Here is a 20,784-nt window from a genome sequence, read left to right as displayed (position 1 = left end):
AAAAACAAGAGAATCGATATGAATGCATTGTCTGCCTGCATGCTCACGGGCCTGGCCCTGGCCCCCTTGCTCAGCGCCCAGGCGCTGGAGCTCAACGATGATTTCCAATTGGCGATCACCCCCACACTGATCAGCGACTACCGGACCAACGGCCTGTCGCAAACCCTGGGCGACCCCGCCGCCCAGCTGGCGATCACCCTCAACCATGTCAGCGGTTTGTATGCTGGCTTGTGGACCTCCAATGTCGACTTTGGCCATGACTCCAAAGCCCGACAGGAGATCGAATACTTCGCCGGTTACTTCTGGCAAATCAACGACAACATCAGCCTGGACACTTTCTACACCCGCTACGAGTTCCCCCGTGAAAGCGGGTACAACCAGAGCGATATCCAGACCACCCTCGACCTGTACGGCGTGTTGCTCGGGGGCAAGTACGTCAACAACATGAAAGGCCCGGACTACGAGGATGACAACGGCGAATTCAACGAGGGCAAAAAAGACGAGGATTTATCCACGGTCTTTATCGGCTATCACACCGTGCTGCCCGCCGAGATCGGCTTGGCCCTGCGCTATGAATACGTCGACTACAAGGACGACGTATTTTTCAGCAACAGCGGCAAGGGACGGGGCGATTACTACGACTGGGAGGTCAAGCTCAGCCGCCAGCTGATCGGTATTGACTGGGCGCTGAGCTATATCGATACCGACCTGTCGAAGGCCGAGTGCACCAGCTTCACCGGCTATGACGATGTGTGCGGTGCAACGCTGGTGGCCAGCGCCAGCAAAACCTTCTGATTAAACCTGCGATCAGGCGTCACCCATTATCCTGTGATCCATTACCATGAGCCTCGCCAAGACGTCGTTACGTAGCCTGGAGTGCTCAGTGGAAATCAAACACCTGCGATCATTTGTGACCCTGGCGGAGGAGCTGCACTTCGGCCGCGCTGCACAACGGTTATCCATCGTGCAACCGGCCCTGAGCATGCAGATAAAGATGCTCGAAGAAGAGCTGGGGGTGCGCCTGTTCGAGCGTAACCGGCACTCGGTCACGCTGACAGAAGTGGGCACCCTCTTCCTGCCCGAAGCCCGGGCCACGTTGTATCAGTCTGCCCATGCGGCGGATGTGGCCAGGGCTTGCGGGCGCGGAGAAATCGGGCGCGTACGCTTGGGGTTTGTGTCATCGGTCCTGCCTGAACTGCTGCCCTCACTGATCCGCTCGTTGCATGCACGATTCCCGCGTATTGAACTGGAACTCAAGGACATGCCCGGCCCGGATCAGGCGGTGGCACTCAAGAACGGCCAGCTCGATTTCGGCCTGATGCGCTTGCCAGCCGCCATCCCCGGTATCCAGACCCGCGAAGTGCTGCAGGAAACCTTTATTGTTGCCCTGCCCGGCGATCACCCGCTGGTTGCCTGCGACACCCTGCACCCGACCAACCTCGACCAACTGCCCGTGTTTATCCTGGCCAGGCGTTACGCCCCCGGCTTTTACGATGAGCTGATGCAAGCGGTCACACGCCAGGGTGGGCAGTTGCAAATTGCGGCGGAGCTGGGCGAGTTCACCACCATGCTCGCGCTGGTGTCGGCCGGGCTGGGCGTTGGCTTGCTGCCCGCCAATGCCGGGCGCGCATTACCCGCCAACGTCATTTCCAGGCCCCTGGAGCTGGGAAGCTACCGTGCAACCACAGGGCTGGCATGGACGGATCTGAACAGCGCCGTCAAAAGCACCGTGTTCAACTTGATGAGCGAGTTACTGCCGTTTGGGCAACAAGCACTCAAGGAGTGATGCGCGGGCACGTTGCCCTGCCCCACGCCTTTTGTGCGCCGCACCCAAAAGTTAATGATAAACATTCCCGCCAACTGATACGATTCAGCTCTACTGACGAGTCTGAAACGCCCGTAATAGACGTTTCACCCGGAGTACCTGGAACCTTGTCCAGCGTGTGCCCGGTGCTCGGCAGCGAATTCAGTTATCTGCCGTCAATGGTGTGGAGTGTTACGGATGTTGCAAAGGAAGCATGGATTCAAACGGGCAGGCATTGTGCCGCTGGGTGTGTGTACCAGCCTGGTGATCAGTTGCACGGTGCTGGCGAGCGAAGTCGCCCCCCTGCAACTGCCCAGTACTCAGGTCGACGGTGTGCAATCCAGCGCAGACGATACGGACTACCGTGCAGGCTACAGCTCGACGGCAGACAAGACTGAAACGGCCTTCCTGCAGCAATCACAGACCGTGGACACAGTGACCCCGCAACAGCTCAAGGATCAAGCGCCTCAAACCCTCGAAGACGTGATCAAGTTTATGCCGGGGGTCGTGGTCAGTAATAATTTCGGTGGCACACAGGACAGTTTCATCAAGCGCGGTTTCGGCAACTCCGACGATGGCGGCGTGCTGCGCGACGGGGTGCGCATGCCCATTGGGCGCAATTTCCAGCGCGTCACCACCGAGCGCGTCGAGATGCTCAAGGGCCCGGCGTCATTGCTCTACGGCATGCAGGAACCGGGCGGCGTAATCAACGTGATCACAAAAAAGCCGCAGTACCAGTGGAACAGCACACTGGGCGGCACCCTGAGCGATCAGGGCGGTGGCGATGGCTGGTTCGATGTGACCGGGCCGCTGGGTGATACAGGGTTTGCATTTCGACTGATCGGGCAAAACCGGGACGAAAATTACTGGCGCAACTTTGGCCAGAACACATCCAAGCTGGTCGCTCCCTCGCTCGCCTACGAGTCTGACGATCTGTCATTTCTCGCCGCCTATGAATACAACGACTACAGCAACACCCTGGACCGGGGCGCCGTGTTTTACAACGGCCATCACGTGGGCAGCCGCGACAAGCGCCTGGATGAAAAATGGACCCGTGCCCAAGGCCAGCGCCAGTCGTTCAACACCACCACCGAGTACCGTCTGGATCCCGCTTCACGGGTACGCCTGACAACGGGTTGGGTGTATGACCACTACAACGATTACCAGGCCGACCCCAGCGAATATCGCCCCGCCACTGGCGAGCTGACCCGGCGTTTTCGGCGCAATGTGGGCGCCAACCGGGAGAACGCTTACCTGTCCCTGGACTGGATTGGCAGCAGGACCTGGTACGGTATCGACCATGACCTGGTCACGGGTGTCGACTATGAAACACGTCGCGAAGCCAACGGGGATTTCCTGCAGAGTCGAAACGTCGGCGGCTTCTACCCGGCCGACCCGCAGTATGGCTTGCTGCCCCCGACAGGCACCGTCAACCCGTCGAACACCAACGGCAAAAGCCATATCAAGGGCCAGTCGCTGTACGTCAAAGATACGGTACACCTGGGGGAAAAATGGATTCTGGCGCCGGGCTTGCGCTATCAGCACTACTCGATAGACTCGGGCGCGGGTCTGGACTTCAAGGAAACCACCGATGAGGGCGAGTCCAGGCTCCTGCCCTTTCTGGGGCTGGTGTATCAGATGCGCGATGACCTCTCTGTCTATGCCAACTACAGCCAGTCGTTCGCACCCAATGAGATGGATTCCGGCACCACCTTCGAAGGCACTTATAAGTCAGAGACCGGGCGCCAATACGAGGTGGGGCTCAAGTATGACAACGGTGACTGGACCAGCCAGCTGGCGCTGTACGACATACTGAAAAAGAACGTGCAGCAGAACACCGGCGAGCTGGACGAATTCGGCAACATGGTGCAGCGCCTGGCGGGTGAAGTGCAGTCCCGTGGCCTGGAATGGAGCATGACCGGACGCCTGAACGCGCAGTGGAGCGTGATAGCCAACTACGCCTACACCGATGCCCGGATCAAGAAGGACACCGAGCAAACCGAGGGCAATCGCCTGTTTAACGTGGCACGTCATGTAGGCGGTGCGTACCTCACCTACGAAGTCCCGGCCGATATTTTCTCGGGCCGTTTGCGTCTGGGCTCCGGTGCTCGCTATGTGGGCAAGCGCGCGGGCGATATCAGCAACTCTTTCGAGCTGCCTGACTACACCACGGTAGACGCTTTCGTGTCCTGGAAATCCAGCCATCTGCTGGGCAAGGAAACCTCGCTGCAACTCAATGCCGGCAACCTGACCGATCGCAGCTACTTCGTGGCGTCGGGTGGCAACACCCGGCGAGTCAGTTGGGGAGAAGGACGCACGCTGCGCCTGACCGGGGAAGTCAGCTTCTGATCAGACGTGCGGGTGTCATAAAGCCTGAGCATGGCGCCCGCAGAGTGGCCTGTTCCCCCGCTTGTGACGGGTAACTTCTGCTACGTTGATCCGGCGCTTGCGCAATGAGTGCTTGATGCAGGCCTGCCTGAGTTTCACAATCCGAGATTACGCCCTGAAGTGAGCCGGGCGCTGAGCTTTTCAGCTGTTACAAAACCGTCCATGGCAATGGATTGAACTGACCAAAAAGGACTTTATGGATGTCATTTTCACTGGAAGAAAGAACTGCCTTGTTAGCGCTCAAGGGCGTTGGACCCACCGTCATCACGCGACTTGAACAAATGGGCATCGGGTCCCTGGCTCAACTCAGCAAGGCGAGTGTGTGTGACATTCTGGCCCAGGCATCTGCAGCAACAGGATCAACTTGCTGGAAAAACAGCCCTCAGGCCCGGGCTGCCATTACTGCGGCTTTCGAGCTCGCCAGAGCCTCGACAGAGCCTGAAGTAACCCGGTAGACACCTTCAAAAACCGCCCTTTCGAACTGCCTGGTCGTCACGAATCGACTAAGGCTCACTGACGCCCGGGCGCTGAACTTTTTAAACAAGGGCCCGGTCACACTTCAACCAATACTGTGTGTGAACATCTGCGTGCTTGACCTTACCGATAGCAATCGAACGTTTTTGAAAAAAATATACTCACTCTCCACCGACCTGAGCGACAGGGAGGTCTTGGTGGGACTCACCCATGAAGAGTCAGAGCGCTACCTGGCCCTGAGCGATCCAGTGAGAAACGCCACGCCTGAGGAAATGCAAGAGCACTCAGCGCTAAAGGAGAGACACATCCTGACTCGCGTGCAGGTTCTGGAGGCGGAGTTGTGTCTTCGAACCGAGAACCCTTCTGTACACTGAGAGACTAACTTCGGTGGAGTCGGTCATAACCCGGCAGAATGACCTGCCGTAAGACAGATTCTCAGGAGAGCTCATGAGACGCATCGAGCACAATCAGGAGCTTAGTCGCAAGCTCGAAATAATAGGCGCCAAGCTTGAGCAGGCCGCTGATGATGCCCTTGGCCAAGTGAAGGAATATCAAGGCGCAGAACTGATAGAGGTCCTCAAGCTGATCACGAAGCTTTACGAAGACGTCGCTCGGCTTAAAGTGATTTCAGACGAGCTGAAACAGCGATACAGCGCAGACTCAGGCGCTTGATTTACCGGTTTTCACCTGAAAAGCGTGGACGGCCAGCGACCTTGGCAGCATGGCCGTCCGATCACCTCGGTTACTGACCTTTTTGTGAATTCACAACATCCTGCAGCGCTTTATTGGTGAGGCTGATGCACTTCTGTGTGTCGCCTTCAGCCTGTGCTTTTTGTGCCTCAACCCGCGCGTCGTGGATCTGCCCAAGCAGCGGTTGTCCAAGGGTGCTGGCGGTGGCCTTGTAGTCAGAAAGCTTCTGCAGATTGATGGTGCACAAATCATCGGCAGCAAAAACCGGAGTAGCTGCCAGTCCTGCTAAAACAAACAACACTGATCGTTTCATAACGCTCTCTCTTATTGAGGCAGTGGGCTTTTACTATAGTCCCGGATCATTATGGACACCGAAAATAGCGACCTGGCGCCTGTCCCTACTGTTCCCCTCCTCGCCCAATGGCGCCCCCCTGCAAATAAATCTGCTGAAAACAGTGCAGATTGACGCAATCAAGCTTCACTTGAATATAAAGGTTTGCAATGAACAACCAGCGCCAACGACAGCCTGTCGGTAACTGCCCGATCCCTCACGGGAGGTCGCATCGGAGTGTGATCTGAGTAGCACCTGACAGACCCCACTCCAATGCAGAATATTCAAGCGCCGCGCAATGTGGCCATCGGCATCATAGCCTGTAACTACCCTTGATGACTTACCCCCCTTCCTGACTCGTTTTCCTGCCCCCCGCCAGCCCTGCGCGAGCATTTTTGGTGGGAGCCCGAATGATGGCAATGTAGAATCACCCTCTTAACCCTAAAATGGAATTTACTCATGCTGTATCTCCGCGTCCTTGCAATCCTGTGCGCCTTCACGGCTCTGGGTGGCTGCGCCTTCGGCCAAAAAATCGACTACCGACAATCCAGCCCCGCGCTTCACGCACGCTCTGACACGCCCGTGGAATTAAACGTCATTGATGAGCGGCCTTACGTGCTCAAAGATGAAAAAGATCCTGACTTTGTTGGGCGCATCAGGGGGCTTTATTACAACCCCTTCAATGTCAACACGCTGACGGGCGACCCTTTATCGGCCGATATCAGAGAAGCGGTGCGTGGCGCACTGGAGAAATCCTCCATCAAGGCGCAGCCCGCTTATTCAGCCGCCAGCGCGAAACCCGGGCAGAAACTGTTGAAGCTCACCCTGCGCGAATGGAAGATTGATGCCTACATGCGCACCCGGTTCGACTACGACATTACGGCTTCTGTGTTCGATGAACACGGGAATCAACTGGCGACGAAGAGCGCGAAAAACAGCGGTGAGGTGACGAACGTCATTACCGCCGGCACTGAAGTATTGAGTGCCGTGCTCAACTCAGATGAAATTGTCTCTGCGCTTTCGTCAGCACCAAAGACGACAGTGCCCTTCGCGTCCAAGTAACCCTCCCCAAGCCTGACGGGCTCAGCCGGCTCGTCAGGGCTGTGGCGTAAAGTGAAACGCCAGACCGCTACCGGGCGTCACCACTCTGCTATGGTGGTGGCCCAAAAATGCAGTGCAGACATTGCAGCATGGCGTGTTGGAAGATTCCGGCAACCCGTGGTGGTGCCCATAAGTGCGCAAGGAAGAGACAAGAATGAAGTCATGGAAAATACTGGTGCTGGCCCTTGTGGCGTCGACTGGCAATCAGGCAGTGGCGGCTGAAAACAACAACCCATTCCAGGCAGCACTCATGATCACCACCGTTGTACCGTGCGTGATCATCTCTGGAGCCACGGCCGCAGCTGCGAGCATTCCCGACCTCTTCAAATCCGCCAAGAGCGATGCACTGGCGTTCATTGGTTCGGATGGCGAGATTCGGGGCGCTGAGTTTGAGCAGGCGTCCCGGTATTACAAAGCCAGCTACCGTCAGCCACTGATGTCGGATCAGCAACTCGCAGAGGCGATTGCGGCGTCTTTCTAACACTGACGTCCTGGTCTGCAGCCTATGTACAGCGGGCTGGGTATCGGCTCTGCCTGTGTGTCAGGTGTGCGTCTAGAGGCACTCAGGTTCTACCGTCCCTGCCGAGCTGCCCGCTCCTGAGCGATCAAGTGCTCTGTGAGTTTGCGTGGTTTGCATCGCGACCCTCTCGCCACACAAAGAACGAAGGTTGCCGATCAACGGTTTTGCAAGACGTGGCGAGCCTTGTCGATCGCTGTCTTCGCCCGGTCGAAAGCACTGACACCCTGCTCCAGCAATTGCCGCGTGGGGATCTCAAGGCTCAGTGGAATGTTGTCGGGCAGCGCCCTTAGCAGGCCGCGAAGGTCACAATCGCCATCCCCTGGAAAACGTCGCTCATTGCGGGCCTGACGCAGGATTTCATCCATATCGTCGGGGCGCGGTCCCGCCACGTCGCACAGTTGTGCGTAGCGAAATCGTTGCGGCGCCAGGACAGTGGCGGCGGCCAGTTCCTCAAGCGATGAGGCGGAGCGATTGAAGTGAAAGGCGTCAATCAGGACCCCACCGTTGGGACGTGCAGCGCGCTCGACAATACGCCACGCTTGCGACAGATCGCGAGCGTCTGTCCAGGGCATGAATTCCAGGTGCGGGTGGATGCCAAAGGCTTCAGCCATAACGCACAGGGCAGCGAAGTTGTCGCCGAGTCGGGCTTCGTCCGGATCGTTGCCTGCTATCAGCAATTCTGTGGCACCAAACTCGGCACCGACTTCCAGAAATGCCCGAAAATCCTGCACCCGGGTTTCCGGCTTCAATCGCAGGATTTCAATGTCCAGCACCTTGATTCCGGTATCCCTCAGACGCTGGTGGGTTTGACGCCGCAAATCGGCATCAGCCATCAGGGGGAAGTGATGCTCCTGCGGCGTTGCCGGTTCCAGCCGCAATCCGAGGTGGCTGTATCCGGCGCGGGCAGCGACCTCGACCATATCCGGAGGCGACAGCTCCAGCACGGTCAAGGCAGCCAGGGAAAAAATCTGTTCGCTCATGGTCGACTCTCGTTCTGGAAACCCAAAAAGAAGACGTGCTCCAATCCCTGAAGGTAATGATGTGAGCTGCTGTCTCTTTCTAGTTAGAACTGAGTTCCAGTTTTAAATCAAGCAAAAAAGACACGCTTGGATGAATGAAGTTTATGGACCGATTAATGTTCGATAAACGCACAAAATTCCGGTTTTGCGATTGACCAATCTTCGTTCGAAACCCAAGACTAATAAGCATCAACACCCGGAGCGCCCTTGATCCAAGGGCTTGTGCGCTGTCAGCGCGCCAAACGCTCAAAATAATCTCGCCAAGAAAAACATCTGATCATGCACACGCACTCCACTGTGCCAAGAGCCGGTATCGGTGGAGGCAGCAGCTTCACACTCCCGGCAGAGTGTTCGGCAGCTGACCAGCATGAGCGGGCGAATTGACACTGCCGCTGAAACTGGAATAGTTTTCCAGAATCATCCAGGACGTATTCCAACACCGTTCAGAGGCACACGATGCCCCACGAGGAAACAGCTTATGCCAAGCGCAGAAAGTAACGCGCAATCGAGTTATGCAGGACTGTTCGACCGGGGCCTGGCCATTCTGGAAATACTGGCCAGCAGCGGTGAAGGGGTTGCACTGACCGAGATTTCTGAAACGCTTCGTATCCCTCGTAGTGCGACCCATCGCCTGTTGAACACCCTGTGTGAGACCGGCTATGCGCGTCAGGAACATGAGCGTGGCACGTATGTTCTGACCTCAAAGTTGCTAAGCCTTGCATTCACCCACCTGGGCGCGGACGGGATGATTGATTCGGTTCAACCGGTTCTCAACCGTCTGGCCGAAGAGGTAGGCGAGCTGGTGCGTTTGTCAGTGGTGGATGAGGACAGGCTGACCTGGGTGGCTCGTGCGCAAGGCGCACGCTCCGGACTGCGTTATGACCCCGATATGGGCATGGCTGCCAAGCTGTCGTGTTCTGCGACTGGATATGCCTGGATGGCAACCATGGACAACGAGCAGGCGTTGGCGTTGGTACAGCAACAGGGTTTCGGTTCGGTTCAGGAATACGGCCCATCTGCTCCCCAAACCGTTGAGGAGTTACTGTCAAAAATCGAATCGGTACGTACTCTCGGCTATGCGTTGGCCATCCGAACGTTTGCCGACTGGATGTCAGCCGTCGCCGTCCCCCTGATTCATCCCGTCAGCCGCAAGGTGATTGGAGTGGTCAGTGTCGCGGGCCCTGCTTTCCGGCTTTCCGAATCCCGACTGCACCAAATTGCGCCATCGCTCATCGCTGCTGCAGGGGAAATCCAACAGCTGATTCCGGGCTCTCCCGCTCTTATGAGCCCCAGGCTCACTGCACTCAATATCAGTCAAGGTAGCGAAGTGTGAAGACCCAGAGCACCTCCAGTTCAAGATGTCTAAATTGTGATTTGCTGGTGATCGGTTCGGGAGCTTCCGGCCTTGCCGCCGCCGTGACCGCTGCGTCCCAGGGCCTTAAAGTCATCCTGGTCGAAAAGCATGAAACCTTCGGCGGCGCGACCGCATGGTCGGGTGGATGGCTCTGGATTCCTGGCAACCCATTGGCCAAGCGGGCTGGTATTCATGAAGATCCGCAGCAGCCGCGCACCTACTTGAGGAATGAACTGGGTTCACGCTACAACGTCGAACGCGTTGATGCCTTTCTGGACAATGCACCACGGATGGTGTCGTTTTTTGAAGAAAAAACAACTTTAAAATGGGTCGATGGCAACGGCATCCCGGATGTGCATGGCAACGTTCCCGGGGCCGCAGTGCAAGGTCATCAGGTGATCGCGGCACCTTACGATGCAAGAGAAATGGGGCCATTGATCCTGCGCATGCGCAAGACCATGAGAGAGACCTCCTTCCTTGGCATGCCCATCATGGCGGGTTCCGACCTCGCTGCATTTTTGAGTATGACCCGATCGTTCAAATCCTTTACCCATGTCACCAAGCGTTTTCTACGACACCTGCGAGATCTGGCCCTCCACGGTCGGGCTATGCACCTGGTCAATGGCGTGGCGTTGGTGGCACGACTGGCCAAATCGGCGGTCGATCTCGGTGTTACGCTGATCGAGTCTGCACCCGCTCGCAAATTGATCATGAATCAAGGCAAGGTCGTGGGGGCTATCGTCGACACACTGCAAGGTCCAACGCAGATCCGCGCCACCAGGGGTGTTGTACTTGCAGCCGGTGGTTTCCCCAACGACATGCAGCGGCGCAAGGCACTTTTCCCACGCACGCCTACAGACAAAGACCACCTCGCCCTGCCCCCCGTTGATTGCTCTGGCGATGGTATTTCCTTGGGAGAGTCGGCCGGAGGCGTGCTTGATATCGACGTTGCATCGCCTGCCGCATGGGCTCCGGTTTCATTGGTACGGCATGGGGACGGCACCCTGGGGCATTTCCCCCACATCATTGACCGTGCGAAACCGGGACTGATTGGCGTGCTGTCCACGGGCAAGCGATTCGTGAACGAAGCCGACGGCTACTACGACTACACCGCTGCCATGGTAGCGGGGGCGCCTGAAGGTGAAGAAGTTGCATCGTGGCTGATCTGTGACCACCGCTTCCAGCGCCGCTTCGGACTGGGTCATTCGCGACCGTTTCCACTACCTGTCGGGCCTTCGGTACGTAGCGGGTACTTACAGCGCGCCGAGTCCATTCAGGCACTGGCCGAGCGCTGTGGAATAGATCCGGTTGGATTGTCCGAGACCGTGCGCAACTTCAACGAACACGCCCGCAACGGTAAGGATCCAGAATTCGGTCGTGGCTCGACGCCTTACAACTGCAAGCAGGGTGATCCGCTCATCACCGAGGGCAACCCCTGCGTGGCCCCAATCGAGCACGGCCCTTTTTACGCAGTCAAGGTTCGACCTGGCAGCTTCGGCACATTCGCGGGCCTGAAGACCAACGGCCATGCTCAAGTGCTGGATCGCAGCGGGACCACCATCACGGGGCTCTATGCGGTGGGTACAGACATGGCGAGCGTCATGGGTGGATTCTATCCCTCTGGAGGAATCAACCTGGGGCCGGCCATGACATTTGGGTATATCGCGGGGCTTCATGCGGCATCCAAGCAAAGCTCCCAGGCTCCCCCACCCGGAAAGCCGGGCGGCTCGACTTGATTGAGTCATTTGTTGCGGTATCAAAACTGTTAAAGCCAGGGTTCTGCCAGTAGAAGCTTCAAGCAGTCGATCTGATCACCTTACGCAAGGATGGCCAAAATATTGCGGGCGTGTGAGGAGATTCAAGATTGGGTACTGATAGAAAGTCCCTGAGCATGAAAAAGCCCAACCTTCACAGATTGGGCTAAGTCATTGAAAAATATGGTCGGGACGGAGTGATTCGAACACTCGACCCCTAGCACCCCATGCCTGCCAAGGCATGGTAAACCCTTGAAAAGTAGCTGTTTTCTCTGGCGCTCGCTGCAATCGAAGAGCCATAGAAACACATGGGTGCGTGAAAGAGTCACGCAAAAGTCACGCAGCTTATTTACCCTCCCCCCGGCGTTCTGCTGAACAAAAAATCCCTACCCGGATGAAATTACTGCCCCACCTCGACTACCGCCACAAATAAATACTTTTCGTACTAACCGCATTCCCCTATATTTTGGCAAAGGCTCGCCTCTGCGGCAGGGCGAAATTACTTATACAGTCCTCAGAGGTGATCAACGTGCCAGCATCCGCCAAAGATGAAATCATTCGCCTAAGCGAAGGCATCAAGCAATCGATCGCTAAGCTTGAGGAAGCAGCCAGAGCACTAGCCTCTGTAGGTCGACACGAAGAAGCACAGGCAATTGAAACAGCAGTCAATGGCCTTCAAGGATCACTGGCCCGGATACGGTTCAGCGAAGATGGCAAAGTGGATATAGTTCAGCGAAGATGGCAAAGTGGATATAGTTCACTAAATGCTCACTCAATACCAATAGTCAGTGACTTACCGCACGCCTGCGCATACTTGCGTAGCGTCTCCAGCGATGGTGAATGCTTGCGGCTGGCCAGTGACATTTCAATGCGGGCCAGCGCCGAAGGTTTGACACCCATGCGCTCAGCTACCTCGGCCTGCGTTAGTCCTGCGGACTTCCGCGCCTGTAACAGCACGTCTAGTGCGGCAAACTCGTCTTGCAGGCCAGAGTAGGCATCCGCAAATGCCGCGTCTTTCTGGCTGCGCTTAGCAGCATAGTCTTGTGGGTTGAACACTACCGGTGCGTACCCATCAGCTTTTGGCATATTCATAAAGTAACCTCCTTCAATCGAGTGCGGGCGAGCTTCAAATCAGCCGCAGGGGTCTGCTGCGTTTTCTTGATAAAGCCGTGCAAAATTACAATGCGCTGCCCAACCAACGTGCAAAACAGCGCCCTTCCGGTACCCTCCGCACCTTTGGCGCGAATCTCAAACAGCCCGTCACCCAACGCTCGCGTATGTGGCAATCCCAAATTGGGCCCATGCTCTACCATCCGGCCAGCAATCGCGGTGAAGCTGGCCACGATGCCCGTAGGCCAATCCAGAATGGCCGACTGCACACGGGCGTTGAAGAATTCGATCTGATAGCTCATGGATAGACATTAACATGCATGTTAATCACCGACAACACTCCCTCCGGCGTTCTGCCGAACAAGCAATGAAGAAAATCCAAGTTTTTTCGAAAGACTACCATCTGATGGCGAGCGCTAAAACAACCCACCCAATGCATCAGGTTTCCAATTCATGATGATCAACTCCCCCGTCACCTCCGCCTTCCCCTGCCTCTGATTCGCGGTTGTGTACCGGATCTCGGTCGTCTCAAAATGAAACCCATCAAACACTCTCCGGATGTCCGGGTGGTCGTTGATGCTGATCATCACCTTGCCTTTGCAACGCCGCATAAAGTCAGCCATCCGCTCGTAATTTTCAAACGCGAAGTCCACTCCGTATCCAGCGGTCTGCCAGTAAGGCGGGTCCATGTAGTGGAAGGTGTGCGGGCGGTCGTAGCGCTCTGCGCACTCAAACCAGGGGAGATTTTCGACGTAGGTCCCGGACAGACGCTGCCAGGCGGCAGAAAGGTTTTCTTCAATACGCAACAGGTTGAATTGCAGGTGCAGTCGTTGCGGTTCCGAAGCTCTGGCCTGATACCTTGCCACCGAAGGAATGGTGTTGCAGATAGAAGAATCGGGCGGCGCGCTGGATGTCGGTCAGGGTTTCCGGGCGGGTCATTTTTTGCCACTCGAAAATCTGCCGTGAGCTCAAGGCCCACTTAAATTGCCTCACGAACTCCTCTAGGTGGTTCTGGACAACGCGGTACAGCGTCACCAGATCGCCGTTGATGTCGTTGAGCACCTCGCACGGTGCCGGTTGTGGACGCAGGAAGTACAGTGCCCCGCCGCCTGCGAAGACTTCGACGTAACATTCGTGAGGTGGAGACAGAGGAATAAGACGGTCGGCCAGGCGACGTTTGCCGCCCATCCAAGGAATGATGGGTGAGGACATAATATGCAAGACCTTTACTGTATGAATAAACAGGCGATAGGCTCGCTCGGCTTTGTGCACAGAGCGGGAGCCTTGGCTGGGCTTGCAGGTAGAGACTGCGGGTTCGGTGGTCGGGCTGGATGTTGACGCATCCAGCTTCGGCCGCTCCTTTTATTTCGTGTCTGATACTTCTTTGGCATAAGCCTGACAGGCCTGAAGTGCGATCAGCCCTCTTCTGTGGAGACTAGAGAATTTCGCACCCCTGTTAGTTAGTCAAGGCAGTTTAGATCAGTTCGCACACAGTCCCTGCCGTGGAAATTTCGTCGACAGCCCTGAATAGAGAATCGCGGAACTTTATAGAAGCTCATAAGAAATATCGTCATTATTAAATTTAGTGCGAAAGACAGGAGTCTCCCACGGCTCACGACTTCATTAAAGTGCAAAGCGAAACTTCTCCACCCTCTCGAACAAGAAACAAATTGCAACAAAGACCTATTGAAATATTCTAAACACTAAGAAACTAATATTTACTGACCAAAAATGAGAAGCCTTGTCTTTTGTAGCTGGATGGAAACCCAGTTCAATAAAACCATACCTAATGATAATGTATGCTGTCGCATTGCTCAGAACAAGAAAAAAACATGAGCAAACTTGTTGATTTAATAAAGGATTAACGAATGACTATCGAGCGAGAGATTTTCTCGGCCCTTATCGCGCAGAACGCATTTCAAGGTGAAAAGCCAAGCGTACAAAGCTTTGCCAAGCTAGCTGTAAACAAGGGGTTTAGAGCGCTTTCGTCAAGGCAGCAGGCAGTGGTAAGCCCCTTCCTGAAAAAACAATGCGAGGGGATAAAAGAACCAAATGAAAAACATAACAACTGCCAAAATAGTATAGGCGGTCGTGATTTGGTTACAGCGCTTGAGAAATCAGAAAGTTATAAGGGATGGCGCTGCCAGAGCTGCCGAAGCGCATCTTAAATACAATAAATCAACACAAGATAGTAGCGAGCTAAGAGTCTACAAAAACAAAAAATATTATTGCTCGCTACTCCTGAATGTTACTGCAGCAGGCCACCATGGCCTGCTCGCAGGTCTTTCTTTTCTTTAAGCCCTGATCAACCCACCATCAAATCGCCGCTCACTAGTCACGCACCTGAGCGCTTCGGAAAAATATTGCACGATGCAGCCAAATCCTTCTGTGCGTCTATTTTTCCAGAGAGTAAATAGTGCCCATCTATCAGATACCACTACTGCTTGTTTTCGGTATCGCCACACTCTGGCGGGGCTACAAATTGGATAAGAAGAACCGTCAAAAAGAGCTAGCCGCAAAAAGACAAAGCGAAACTCGGGCCTCCTAGGGTCGCTGGCAGCATCCCTGATATACGTCTGCACCGCTCTGAAGGCTGCTTGGTCGGCAATGATCCCTGCCCTGATATGGCATCCCGGCCAGAAGCAGACATCGCGAACGCAGATACTAAACGTCCTTTCTCATACGCGCGAACACCTCATCACATGCGTCTCTCCAAGCCAGCATTGCGCCATTCTTTCGAAGCTTCTCTAACCCGGCGGAAGTGAACGTACGAGGTGTTGCGATACTGCCGCCCAGAACTTGGACTGCCCCCGCCGCCATAGACAATTTCCAGCCTCATAATGATGCGCTTTGATGGCGTTCGGGATGGCTTCCTTTACCTGGTACAAAAGAAGACTGCCTAGGCCAGCGATACCGCGTGGATTCGTTTCAAGGTGACTGACGAACTGCAGACCGTCATAACCCGCTGCCAGGACAACATCGCCTCACCCTTCCTGATTCATCGCAAGCCGCAACGACTGCTGCTGAAGCAGGCGCAGACCAAAGAACACTGGAATAAGGTTGAGGATCGCTTTCTAACGCGCTCTTTTAAAGAGGCGCGGGAACTTGCTGGCTGTTATGCGGATTGGAAAGAAGAGGAAATGCCGGGCTTTCATGAAGTGCGTGCGCTGTCGCTGCACCTGTACAAAAGAGCCGGTAAAGATGGTCAGGCTATTGCGGACCATGCCAGCGAGACCATGACCAAGAACTACCAGAAAGACCACGCCGATGTGATCTGGTCGGATGCGGTTCCGGACCTGAATATCAGTGAAATCACCGGATAGTTTTGCGCGCATTTTGCGCCAGTTTTGCGCAGGCCAGAAACGAGAAAGGGGATCAAGCACCTAAGTACTTGATCCCCTTACAGAATATGGTCGGGACGGAGTGATTCGAACACTCGACCCCTAGCACCCCATGTTCGATCTTATAAAACACTAAGTCATTGTAATTGAATAATAAATTACTTAATCCCGGATCGCAAAATCAACGGTTTCTCGTGCATTAGCAAACGATAAACCGTGGCCTCCAGCAAAGATTTTGCGCAGATTTTGGTATGCCGCCACCCTAGCCCTAGTATCCCAATATTAAGGACTAGCATTACCAGGTGATCTTCAGCATTCGGCCATAACCTACCTTTCACCTGTCCACAGAAAGACGCTCAACGTATCCTACTGAAAGACAACAATGAAAAGGAGTTCGAATGAAAACTGATTGGCAACAAATTCAAAAAATGATGGTGTTTTATCCGTGACTTGAATCGCCCCGGCTTTTCTAGACACAGTTTTAGAGATCGAACTGATAACACTGCCAATACCAACATCGAGAGCACAGTAAACTTCAAGGATATTACATCTATTACCGAGAAAGAGTTACTCTAAAAACCTTCATGCGTATTGATACACTTTCCCCATTCCTAACCTATGCTAGGTCAGTGCCTGCTCAATGTAGAAAGTTAAAAACTTTTAATCTAGGCACGGCCCCAGGATGGCAGCAGCATTCAGTAACGATCGTGAAGCGTAGATCATACCCGTCCTGAGAAGGTCGTACATTAGTCGCTCATCGCCTCGGCCTGGCCGCGTCGACACAGTCGATTGCGGTTCTTTGGGATATCTAGTTATAACTGACAGTCAAGACAATATGGTGGATATCCATGATACCACCCTAAACATAATAGACCACTTGCAAACTTTATTTCGGTCGCCGACTGCTTAATATAATGACTCCCCCTCATCTAAAAACAGCAAAAACTTCTAATATTGCCTGGTCTATTTAGATCAATAAAATACTATATAAGCTTCACCCCACCCGCCTACTCGTTTACGCTCATATATTCCCGCGCCCAATTTATGTAATCTGAAGAAGAGGTGTACTTGCTCACAAGTTCCGAAGCATCCAAGCCGGTTACGGAAGGAAAACCTTGCTGTTGCCGCAAACTATCGTAGGTGGCCTTTATGGTCGCAAAGTAAGCAGCATGACCATTCACGATGATTCGCACACCCAATTCGGCCAAACGCTTTTCATCGCGCAACAATAAATTGCCATATGTTACTAACATCAGCGGGACACTTAGACCCTCGGAAATAGCTTCAAGATGTTCAAAGTCTTTAACCCCAACCAAGCAAATTCCGTCGACCCCAGATCTTTGGTAGGCACGCGTGCGATAGATAACTTCGGTGAGTGGTTGCATGCCGGCATGGGTTCGAGCAATGATCGCAAGCGCGCTATCCTCTCGAGCTGTAAGAGCAGCACTAAGTTTTCCAACGCCTTCGTCAATACTAATCAGGTCGAAAGACTTTCGTCCATATTGTCCCGGCAGCAGTGTGTCTTCAAGTGTAAGTGCGGCCACTCCAGAACGTTCTAACTCCGCCACGGTACGCATCACATTGAGGGCATTACCATACCCGTGATCTGCATCGGCGATAATAGGCAGCCGTGCGACACGACCTATTCGTGTCGCCTGCTCGACAAACTCACACAACGTAATAAGGGCAATATCTGGAGCACCTAGTACTTGCAAGGAGGCGACGGAACCACCAAGAATACCGACCTCAAAACCAAGATCAGCGGCAATACGCGCCGACATTGGATCAAATACAGATGCTGTTTGGAAAGTGACTTGACTGGCAAGCAGCGCATGAAATTGATTACGCAGTTCGTGATGAGAGACTTTGGACATGACTATCTCTTAATTTTTATTCTGGGGAAAAGTTTTACAACACATACAACGAGAGGGGATAAACAGCGCCTACGCGAGTACGTCGCTGTTAAGCGGCCACGGCACGGTTACCGTGGTCGTGACCGCCTAGTCAATTTACTTTATAAAACGGACCTGAGCGTTGATTTTATCGATGACAGAACCTTTCCGTTCATTGAACCGAAGCTTATTCTGCTCGAACAAATTATTGCCTTTAGTATCAATCGAGATAATCAGCGGGCCGAATTCACGAACGCGATTCACCCACAAGGTTTCCGGCATACCTAGGTCTTGCCACTCGGCACGCACAATTTCTTCAACCTGAGTCGCCGCCAATACTGCGCAACCACCAGGGAAAACCGCATGAACTGCCTTATTTTCCAGGCACCCTGTGGTAGTTTCAGGTCCCATGCCACCCTTGCCTACGATCAGCTTAACTCCGGTTTGCTCGATAAATTCCTTTTCGAACTTTTCCATTCGCATGCTAGTGGTGGGACCTATAGAAACCATCTCGAAGGTGCCATCATCTTTTTTGCGAACGATGGGGCCTGCGTGGAAAATCGCTCCACCGCGCAGGTCTACCGGCAATTCGCGCTTAAGTTCGATAAGACGACGGTGCGCTACGTCGCGACAAGTCACTAATTGACCGGTTAGGTAAATTACATCACCGACGTTGAGGTCTGCGAGATCTTCATCCTTGATTGGTGTGCTGAGTACCTTTTTCACAGAACTACTCCTTCGTGGGACAAGATTTCATAAGATAGGTCAGCGTTGATCCGAATTTTGCCGCGGCGGTGAGCCCAGCAGCCTGTGGAAACTGCCACACCAATCGTTGACGGGTGGCGCGCGGAAGACTCGATATTGACGCCCATAACACTACTGTTACCGGTCAAACCCTGCGGACCAATACCGATTTCGTTGAGACCATCTTCAAGCAAACGCTCCATTAAGGCGGCACTCTCGTTCGGGTGACTAGAGTCTACCGGGCGCAGAATTGCCTTCTTCGATAGGCGTGCCGCTGTTTCCACCGAGGTCGATACGCCGACGCCTACCAGCAGCGGCGGACAGGCGTTGATGCCGCGAGAGGTAATCACGTCAAAAACAAACTCAGTGATACCTTCGTAACCTTGGCCTGGCATCAGTACCTTTGCCGATCCTGGCAGAGTGCAACCGCCACCAGCCATATAAACATCTACTATCGCGTAATCTGCATTGGGGATAATTTCCCAGTCAAGCCATGGGATTTTCGAACCAGTGTTAGTGCCTGTATTTTTCTCGATGAAGGTTTCCACTGCGTTGTGGCGCAGCGGGCCTTTAATGGTGGCTTCTTTAGTTGCGTTCTCGAGAATACCTTCCAACTCACTGAGCAACGGGAATCCAGCACCGGCAGAGATGAAATACTGAATAACGCCGGTATCCTGACAGCTTGGTCGGTCAAGCTTGTCGGCGTAATCCTGGTTCTCGGCCATCGAGTCATAAACGGCAATTGCCAGCGGATTTGTTTCTGCTGCGCGCAACTGCGCCGTTTTTTTCTTTACGTCTGTGGGCAGGCGCTTACCAATATAGGCTGTGAATTTCGCCAGAGTGTCTGTGAGCGATACAACAGCTGATTCTTTGTCCAATTTACTTCTCCTTACTGCATCACACGGCTATTAGTGCAGGCGTTTACGGTTTAAACGCCAACTACTGGTGGTTTCACGGTCTGGTTCAACGTTAAAGATTCAATTGGAGGCACTTGCTCCGGCACCGGCTGACCATCGAGCACAAAATTCATCTGTTTTCTATCGAGTGCACCGACCCACTTGGCGATAGCCATGGTGCCCACAGCATTACCAATCGTGTTGGTAATCGCGCGAGCTTCTGACATGAAACGATCAACACCGAGTAACAGCACCATGCCAGCGACTGGAATGTTGTCCATAGTTGCTAACGTAGCGGCAAGAGTGATAAAGCCGGAGCCTGTTACTCCAGCTGAGCCTTTGGAGGTCAGCAACAGCACACCAAGTACAATCAGCTGATCCATCAGAGAAAGTGGTGTATTAGTGGCTTGGGCTATGAAGATGGCTGCCATGGTGTAGTAGATGCATTGACCATCGGGGTTGAAGGTCAAGCCTGAAGGGATCACAAGCCCCACGACCGGCTTGGACACTCCGACCTTCTCCAGCTTGGTCATCAGTTGAGGCACTACTGACTCCGATGAGCTAGTTCCGAGAACGGTGAAAAGTTCCTCCTTAAGATACTTAAGGAACTTCCATAAACTGAAGCCGGATATGCGTGCAACAAATCCTAATACGATCACCACGAAGAGAAAGCAGGTGAGATACATAGTCGCTACTAGTTTGCCGAGGGAGACAATTGACCCGAGGCCATATTTACCGACGGTAAAAGCCATAGCGCCACAAGCGGCAAGCGGTGCCACACGCATGATTATGCCGACGATGTGGAACATGCCATGTGAGAACGACTCCAGTACATCGACCATGGGTTTTCCACGAGGTCCTAGGTGCGCTAAAGCGATACCGAACAAGGTGGAGAAAAGCAGGATCGGCAAAATCTGGTTCTTGGCAAATGCATCAGTAACGCTAGCAGGTATGATCTGCATCAAGAAGTCAGTGAAGCTGCCTGTGTTTTGCGCTGCTGCGGTGTATGTTGCGATGCTCGCAGTGTCGAGGGTCGACACGTCGACGTTCATGCCTGCACCAGGCTTGACGAGGTTGACAACCACAAGACCCAACACCAGTGCAAACGTCGATAGCACCTCGAAGTAAATCAATGCCCTCGCACCCACACGACCTAGTTCTTTCATGTTCTCCATCTTTGCGATGCCGAGAACTACAGTGGCAAAAATTATCGGAGCAAAAACCATCTTTATCAGTCTGATAAAGGCATCGCCCAGCGGCTTCAAATCAACACCAACCTGAGGCCAAAACACACCAAGTGTAATGCCAAGGGCAACACCGATCAGAACTTGTACATACAGCTTCCCTATGAGTCGCTTGACCATAG

General features: G+C 53.9%; 18 protein-coding genes and 2 pseudogenes. 11 read left to right on the top strand and 9 right to left on the bottom strand.

The genetic code is table 11. The annotated features are described in order from the left end of the window. The first annotated feature begins 18 nt into the window (after positions 1–18). The 5 genes from AACY07_RS13915 (at position 19) to AACY07_RS13895 (ending at position 5,338) form a co-directional block, all read left to right on the top strand. The gene (locus tag AACY07_RS13915; RefSeq protein ID WP_339475345.1) at positions 19–795 is read left to right on the top strand and encodes a TorF family putative porin; all 777 of its coding nucleotides are present in this window, start codon (positions 19–21) and stop codon (positions 793–795) included. A gap of 88 nt (positions 796–883) precedes the next feature. Continuing rightward, complete coding sequence (locus tag AACY07_RS13910; RefSeq protein ID WP_339475343.1) at positions 884–1,786, top strand: LysR family transcriptional regulator; 903 nt, start codon at positions 884–886, stop codon at positions 1,784–1,786. 216 nt (positions 1,787–2,002) lie between these two features. Beyond that, positions 2,003–4,153 (top strand): TonB-dependent siderophore receptor, encoded by a 2,151-nt coding sequence (locus AACY07_RS13905; RefSeq protein WP_326427113.1) that lies wholly within the window; start codon positions 2,003–2,005, stop codon positions 4,151–4,153. Positions 4,154–4,392: 239 nt separating this feature from the next. Further along, on the top strand, positions 4,393–4,647 hold the full coding sequence (locus AACY07_RS13900) for a helix-hairpin-helix domain-containing protein (RefSeq protein ID WP_339475338.1): 255 nt from the start codon (positions 4,393–4,395) through the stop codon (positions 4,645–4,647). A 466-nt stretch (positions 4,648–5,113) separates the two neighbouring features. After that, positions 5,114–5,338, top strand: a complete 225-nt coding sequence (locus AACY07_RS13895; RefSeq protein WP_133077557.1) for a hypothetical protein — start codon at positions 5,114–5,116, stop codon at positions 5,336–5,338. A 70-nt stretch (positions 5,339–5,408) separates the two neighbouring features. Here AACY07_RS13895 and AACY07_RS13890 read toward each other — a convergent pair whose 3' ends face one another. Next, positions 5,409–5,669 (bottom strand): hypothetical protein, encoded by a 261-nt coding sequence (locus AACY07_RS13890; protein ID WP_339475336.1) that lies wholly within the window; start codon positions 5,667–5,669, stop codon positions 5,409–5,411. A 477-nt stretch (positions 5,670–6,146) separates the two neighbouring features. Between AACY07_RS13890 and AACY07_RS13885 the strand changes: the two genes are divergently transcribed. Continuing rightward, positions 6,147–6,749 (top strand): hypothetical protein, encoded by a 603-nt coding sequence (locus AACY07_RS13885; protein WP_339475334.1) that lies wholly within the window; start codon positions 6,147–6,149, stop codon positions 6,747–6,749. Between the two features lie 193 nt (positions 6,750–6,942). Further along, complete coding sequence (locus tag AACY07_RS13880) at positions 6,943–7,269, top strand: DUF2388 domain-containing protein (RefSeq protein WP_339475331.1); 327 nt, start codon at positions 6,943–6,945, stop codon at positions 7,267–7,269. A 194-nt stretch (positions 7,270–7,463) separates the two neighbouring features. On the opposite strand, the gene AACY07_RS13875 is transcribed toward AACY07_RS13880, so the two are convergent. Further along, entirely contained in the window at positions 7,464–8,288 is an 825-nt protein-coding gene (locus tag AACY07_RS13875) for a sugar phosphate isomerase/epimerase family protein (RefSeq protein WP_339475329.1), read from the bottom strand. A 517-nt stretch (positions 8,289–8,805) separates the two neighbouring features. Here AACY07_RS13875 and AACY07_RS13870 point away from each other — a divergent pair. Then, a complete protein-coding gene (locus AACY07_RS13870; protein WP_339475327.1) occupies positions 8,806–9,660 on the top strand; it encodes an IclR family transcriptional regulator in 855 nt (284 codons plus the stop codon). Continuing rightward, complete coding sequence (locus AACY07_RS13865; RefSeq protein ID WP_339475325.1) at positions 9,657–11,417, top strand: FAD-dependent oxidoreductase; 1,761 nt, start codon at positions 9,657–9,659, stop codon at positions 11,415–11,417. Before AACY07_RS13870 ends, AACY07_RS13865 begins: the two co-directional genes overlap by 4 nt. 786 nt (positions 11,418–12,203) lie before the next feature. On the opposite strand, the gene AACY07_RS13860 is transcribed toward AACY07_RS13865, so the two are convergent. The 3 genes and pseudogenes from AACY07_RS13860 to AACY07_RS13850 all read right to left on the bottom strand — a co-directional run bounded on the left by AACY07_RS13860 (position 12,204) and on the right by AACY07_RS13850 (position 13,757). Continuing rightward, positions 12,204–12,527: a helix-turn-helix domain-containing protein gene (locus AACY07_RS13860; RefSeq protein ID WP_339475323.1), complete on the bottom strand. Its 324-nt coding sequence runs from the start codon at positions 12,525–12,527 to the stop codon at positions 12,204–12,206. Further along, positions 12,524–12,847, bottom strand: a complete 324-nt coding sequence (locus AACY07_RS13855; RefSeq protein ID WP_339475320.1) for a type II toxin-antitoxin system RelE/ParE family toxin — start codon at positions 12,845–12,847, stop codon at positions 12,524–12,526. The genes AACY07_RS13860 and AACY07_RS13855 overlap by 4 nt, the downstream gene beginning before the upstream one ends. A gap of 114 nt (positions 12,848–12,961) precedes the next feature. Further along, a pseudogene (locus AACY07_RS13850) lies at positions 12,962–13,757 on the bottom strand (DNA adenine methylase). Positions 13,758–14,413: 656 nt separating this feature from the next. Between AACY07_RS13850 and AACY07_RS13845 the strand changes: the two are divergent. Further along, positions 14,414–14,713 (top strand): hypothetical protein, encoded by a 300-nt coding sequence (locus tag AACY07_RS13845; RefSeq protein WP_339475317.1) that lies wholly within the window; start codon positions 14,414–14,416, stop codon positions 14,711–14,713. Between the two features lie 672 nt (positions 14,714–15,385). Then, positions 15,386–15,868: pseudogene (locus tag AACY07_RS13840) on the top strand (integrase); the annotation flags it as partial. Between the two features lie 1,025 nt (positions 15,869–16,893). Here AACY07_RS13840 and AACY07_RS13835 read toward each other — a convergent pair. From AACY07_RS13835 to AACY07_RS13820, 4 genes are all read right to left on the bottom strand, one after another. Beyond that, on the bottom strand, positions 16,894–17,760 hold the full coding sequence (locus AACY07_RS13835) for an isocitrate lyase/PEP mutase family protein (RefSeq protein WP_339475315.1): 867 nt from the start codon (positions 17,758–17,760) through the stop codon (positions 16,894–16,896). A 135-nt stretch (positions 17,761–17,895) separates the two neighbouring features. Beyond that, entirely contained in the window at positions 17,896–18,504 is a 609-nt protein-coding gene (ttdB, locus tag AACY07_RS13830) for a L(+)-tartrate dehydratase subunit beta (protein ID WP_055101368.1), read from the bottom strand. After that, positions 18,501–19,400: a L(+)-tartrate dehydratase subunit alpha gene (gene ttdA / locus AACY07_RS13825; RefSeq protein ID WP_133079713.1), complete on the bottom strand. Its 900-nt coding sequence runs from the start codon at positions 19,398–19,400 to the stop codon at positions 18,501–18,503. Before ttdA ends, ttdB begins: the two co-directional genes overlap by 4 nt. 50 nt (positions 19,401–19,450) lie before the next feature. After that, a complete protein-coding gene (locus AACY07_RS13820) occupies positions 19,451–20,782 on the bottom strand; it encodes a dicarboxylate/amino acid:cation symporter (protein ID WP_339475309.1) in 1,332 nt (443 codons plus the stop codon). Positions 20,783–20,784 lie beyond the last annotated feature (2 nt).

It is taken from the genome of Pseudomonas sp. RL_5y_Pfl2_69 (assembly GCF_963970465.1).
GTDB lineage: Bacteria > Pseudomonadota > Gammaproteobacteria > Pseudomonadales > Pseudomonadaceae > Aquipseudomonas.
The sequence above is the reverse complement of the archived record's forward strand: the minus strand, read 5'-3'. Positions and strand labels throughout refer to the sequence as shown.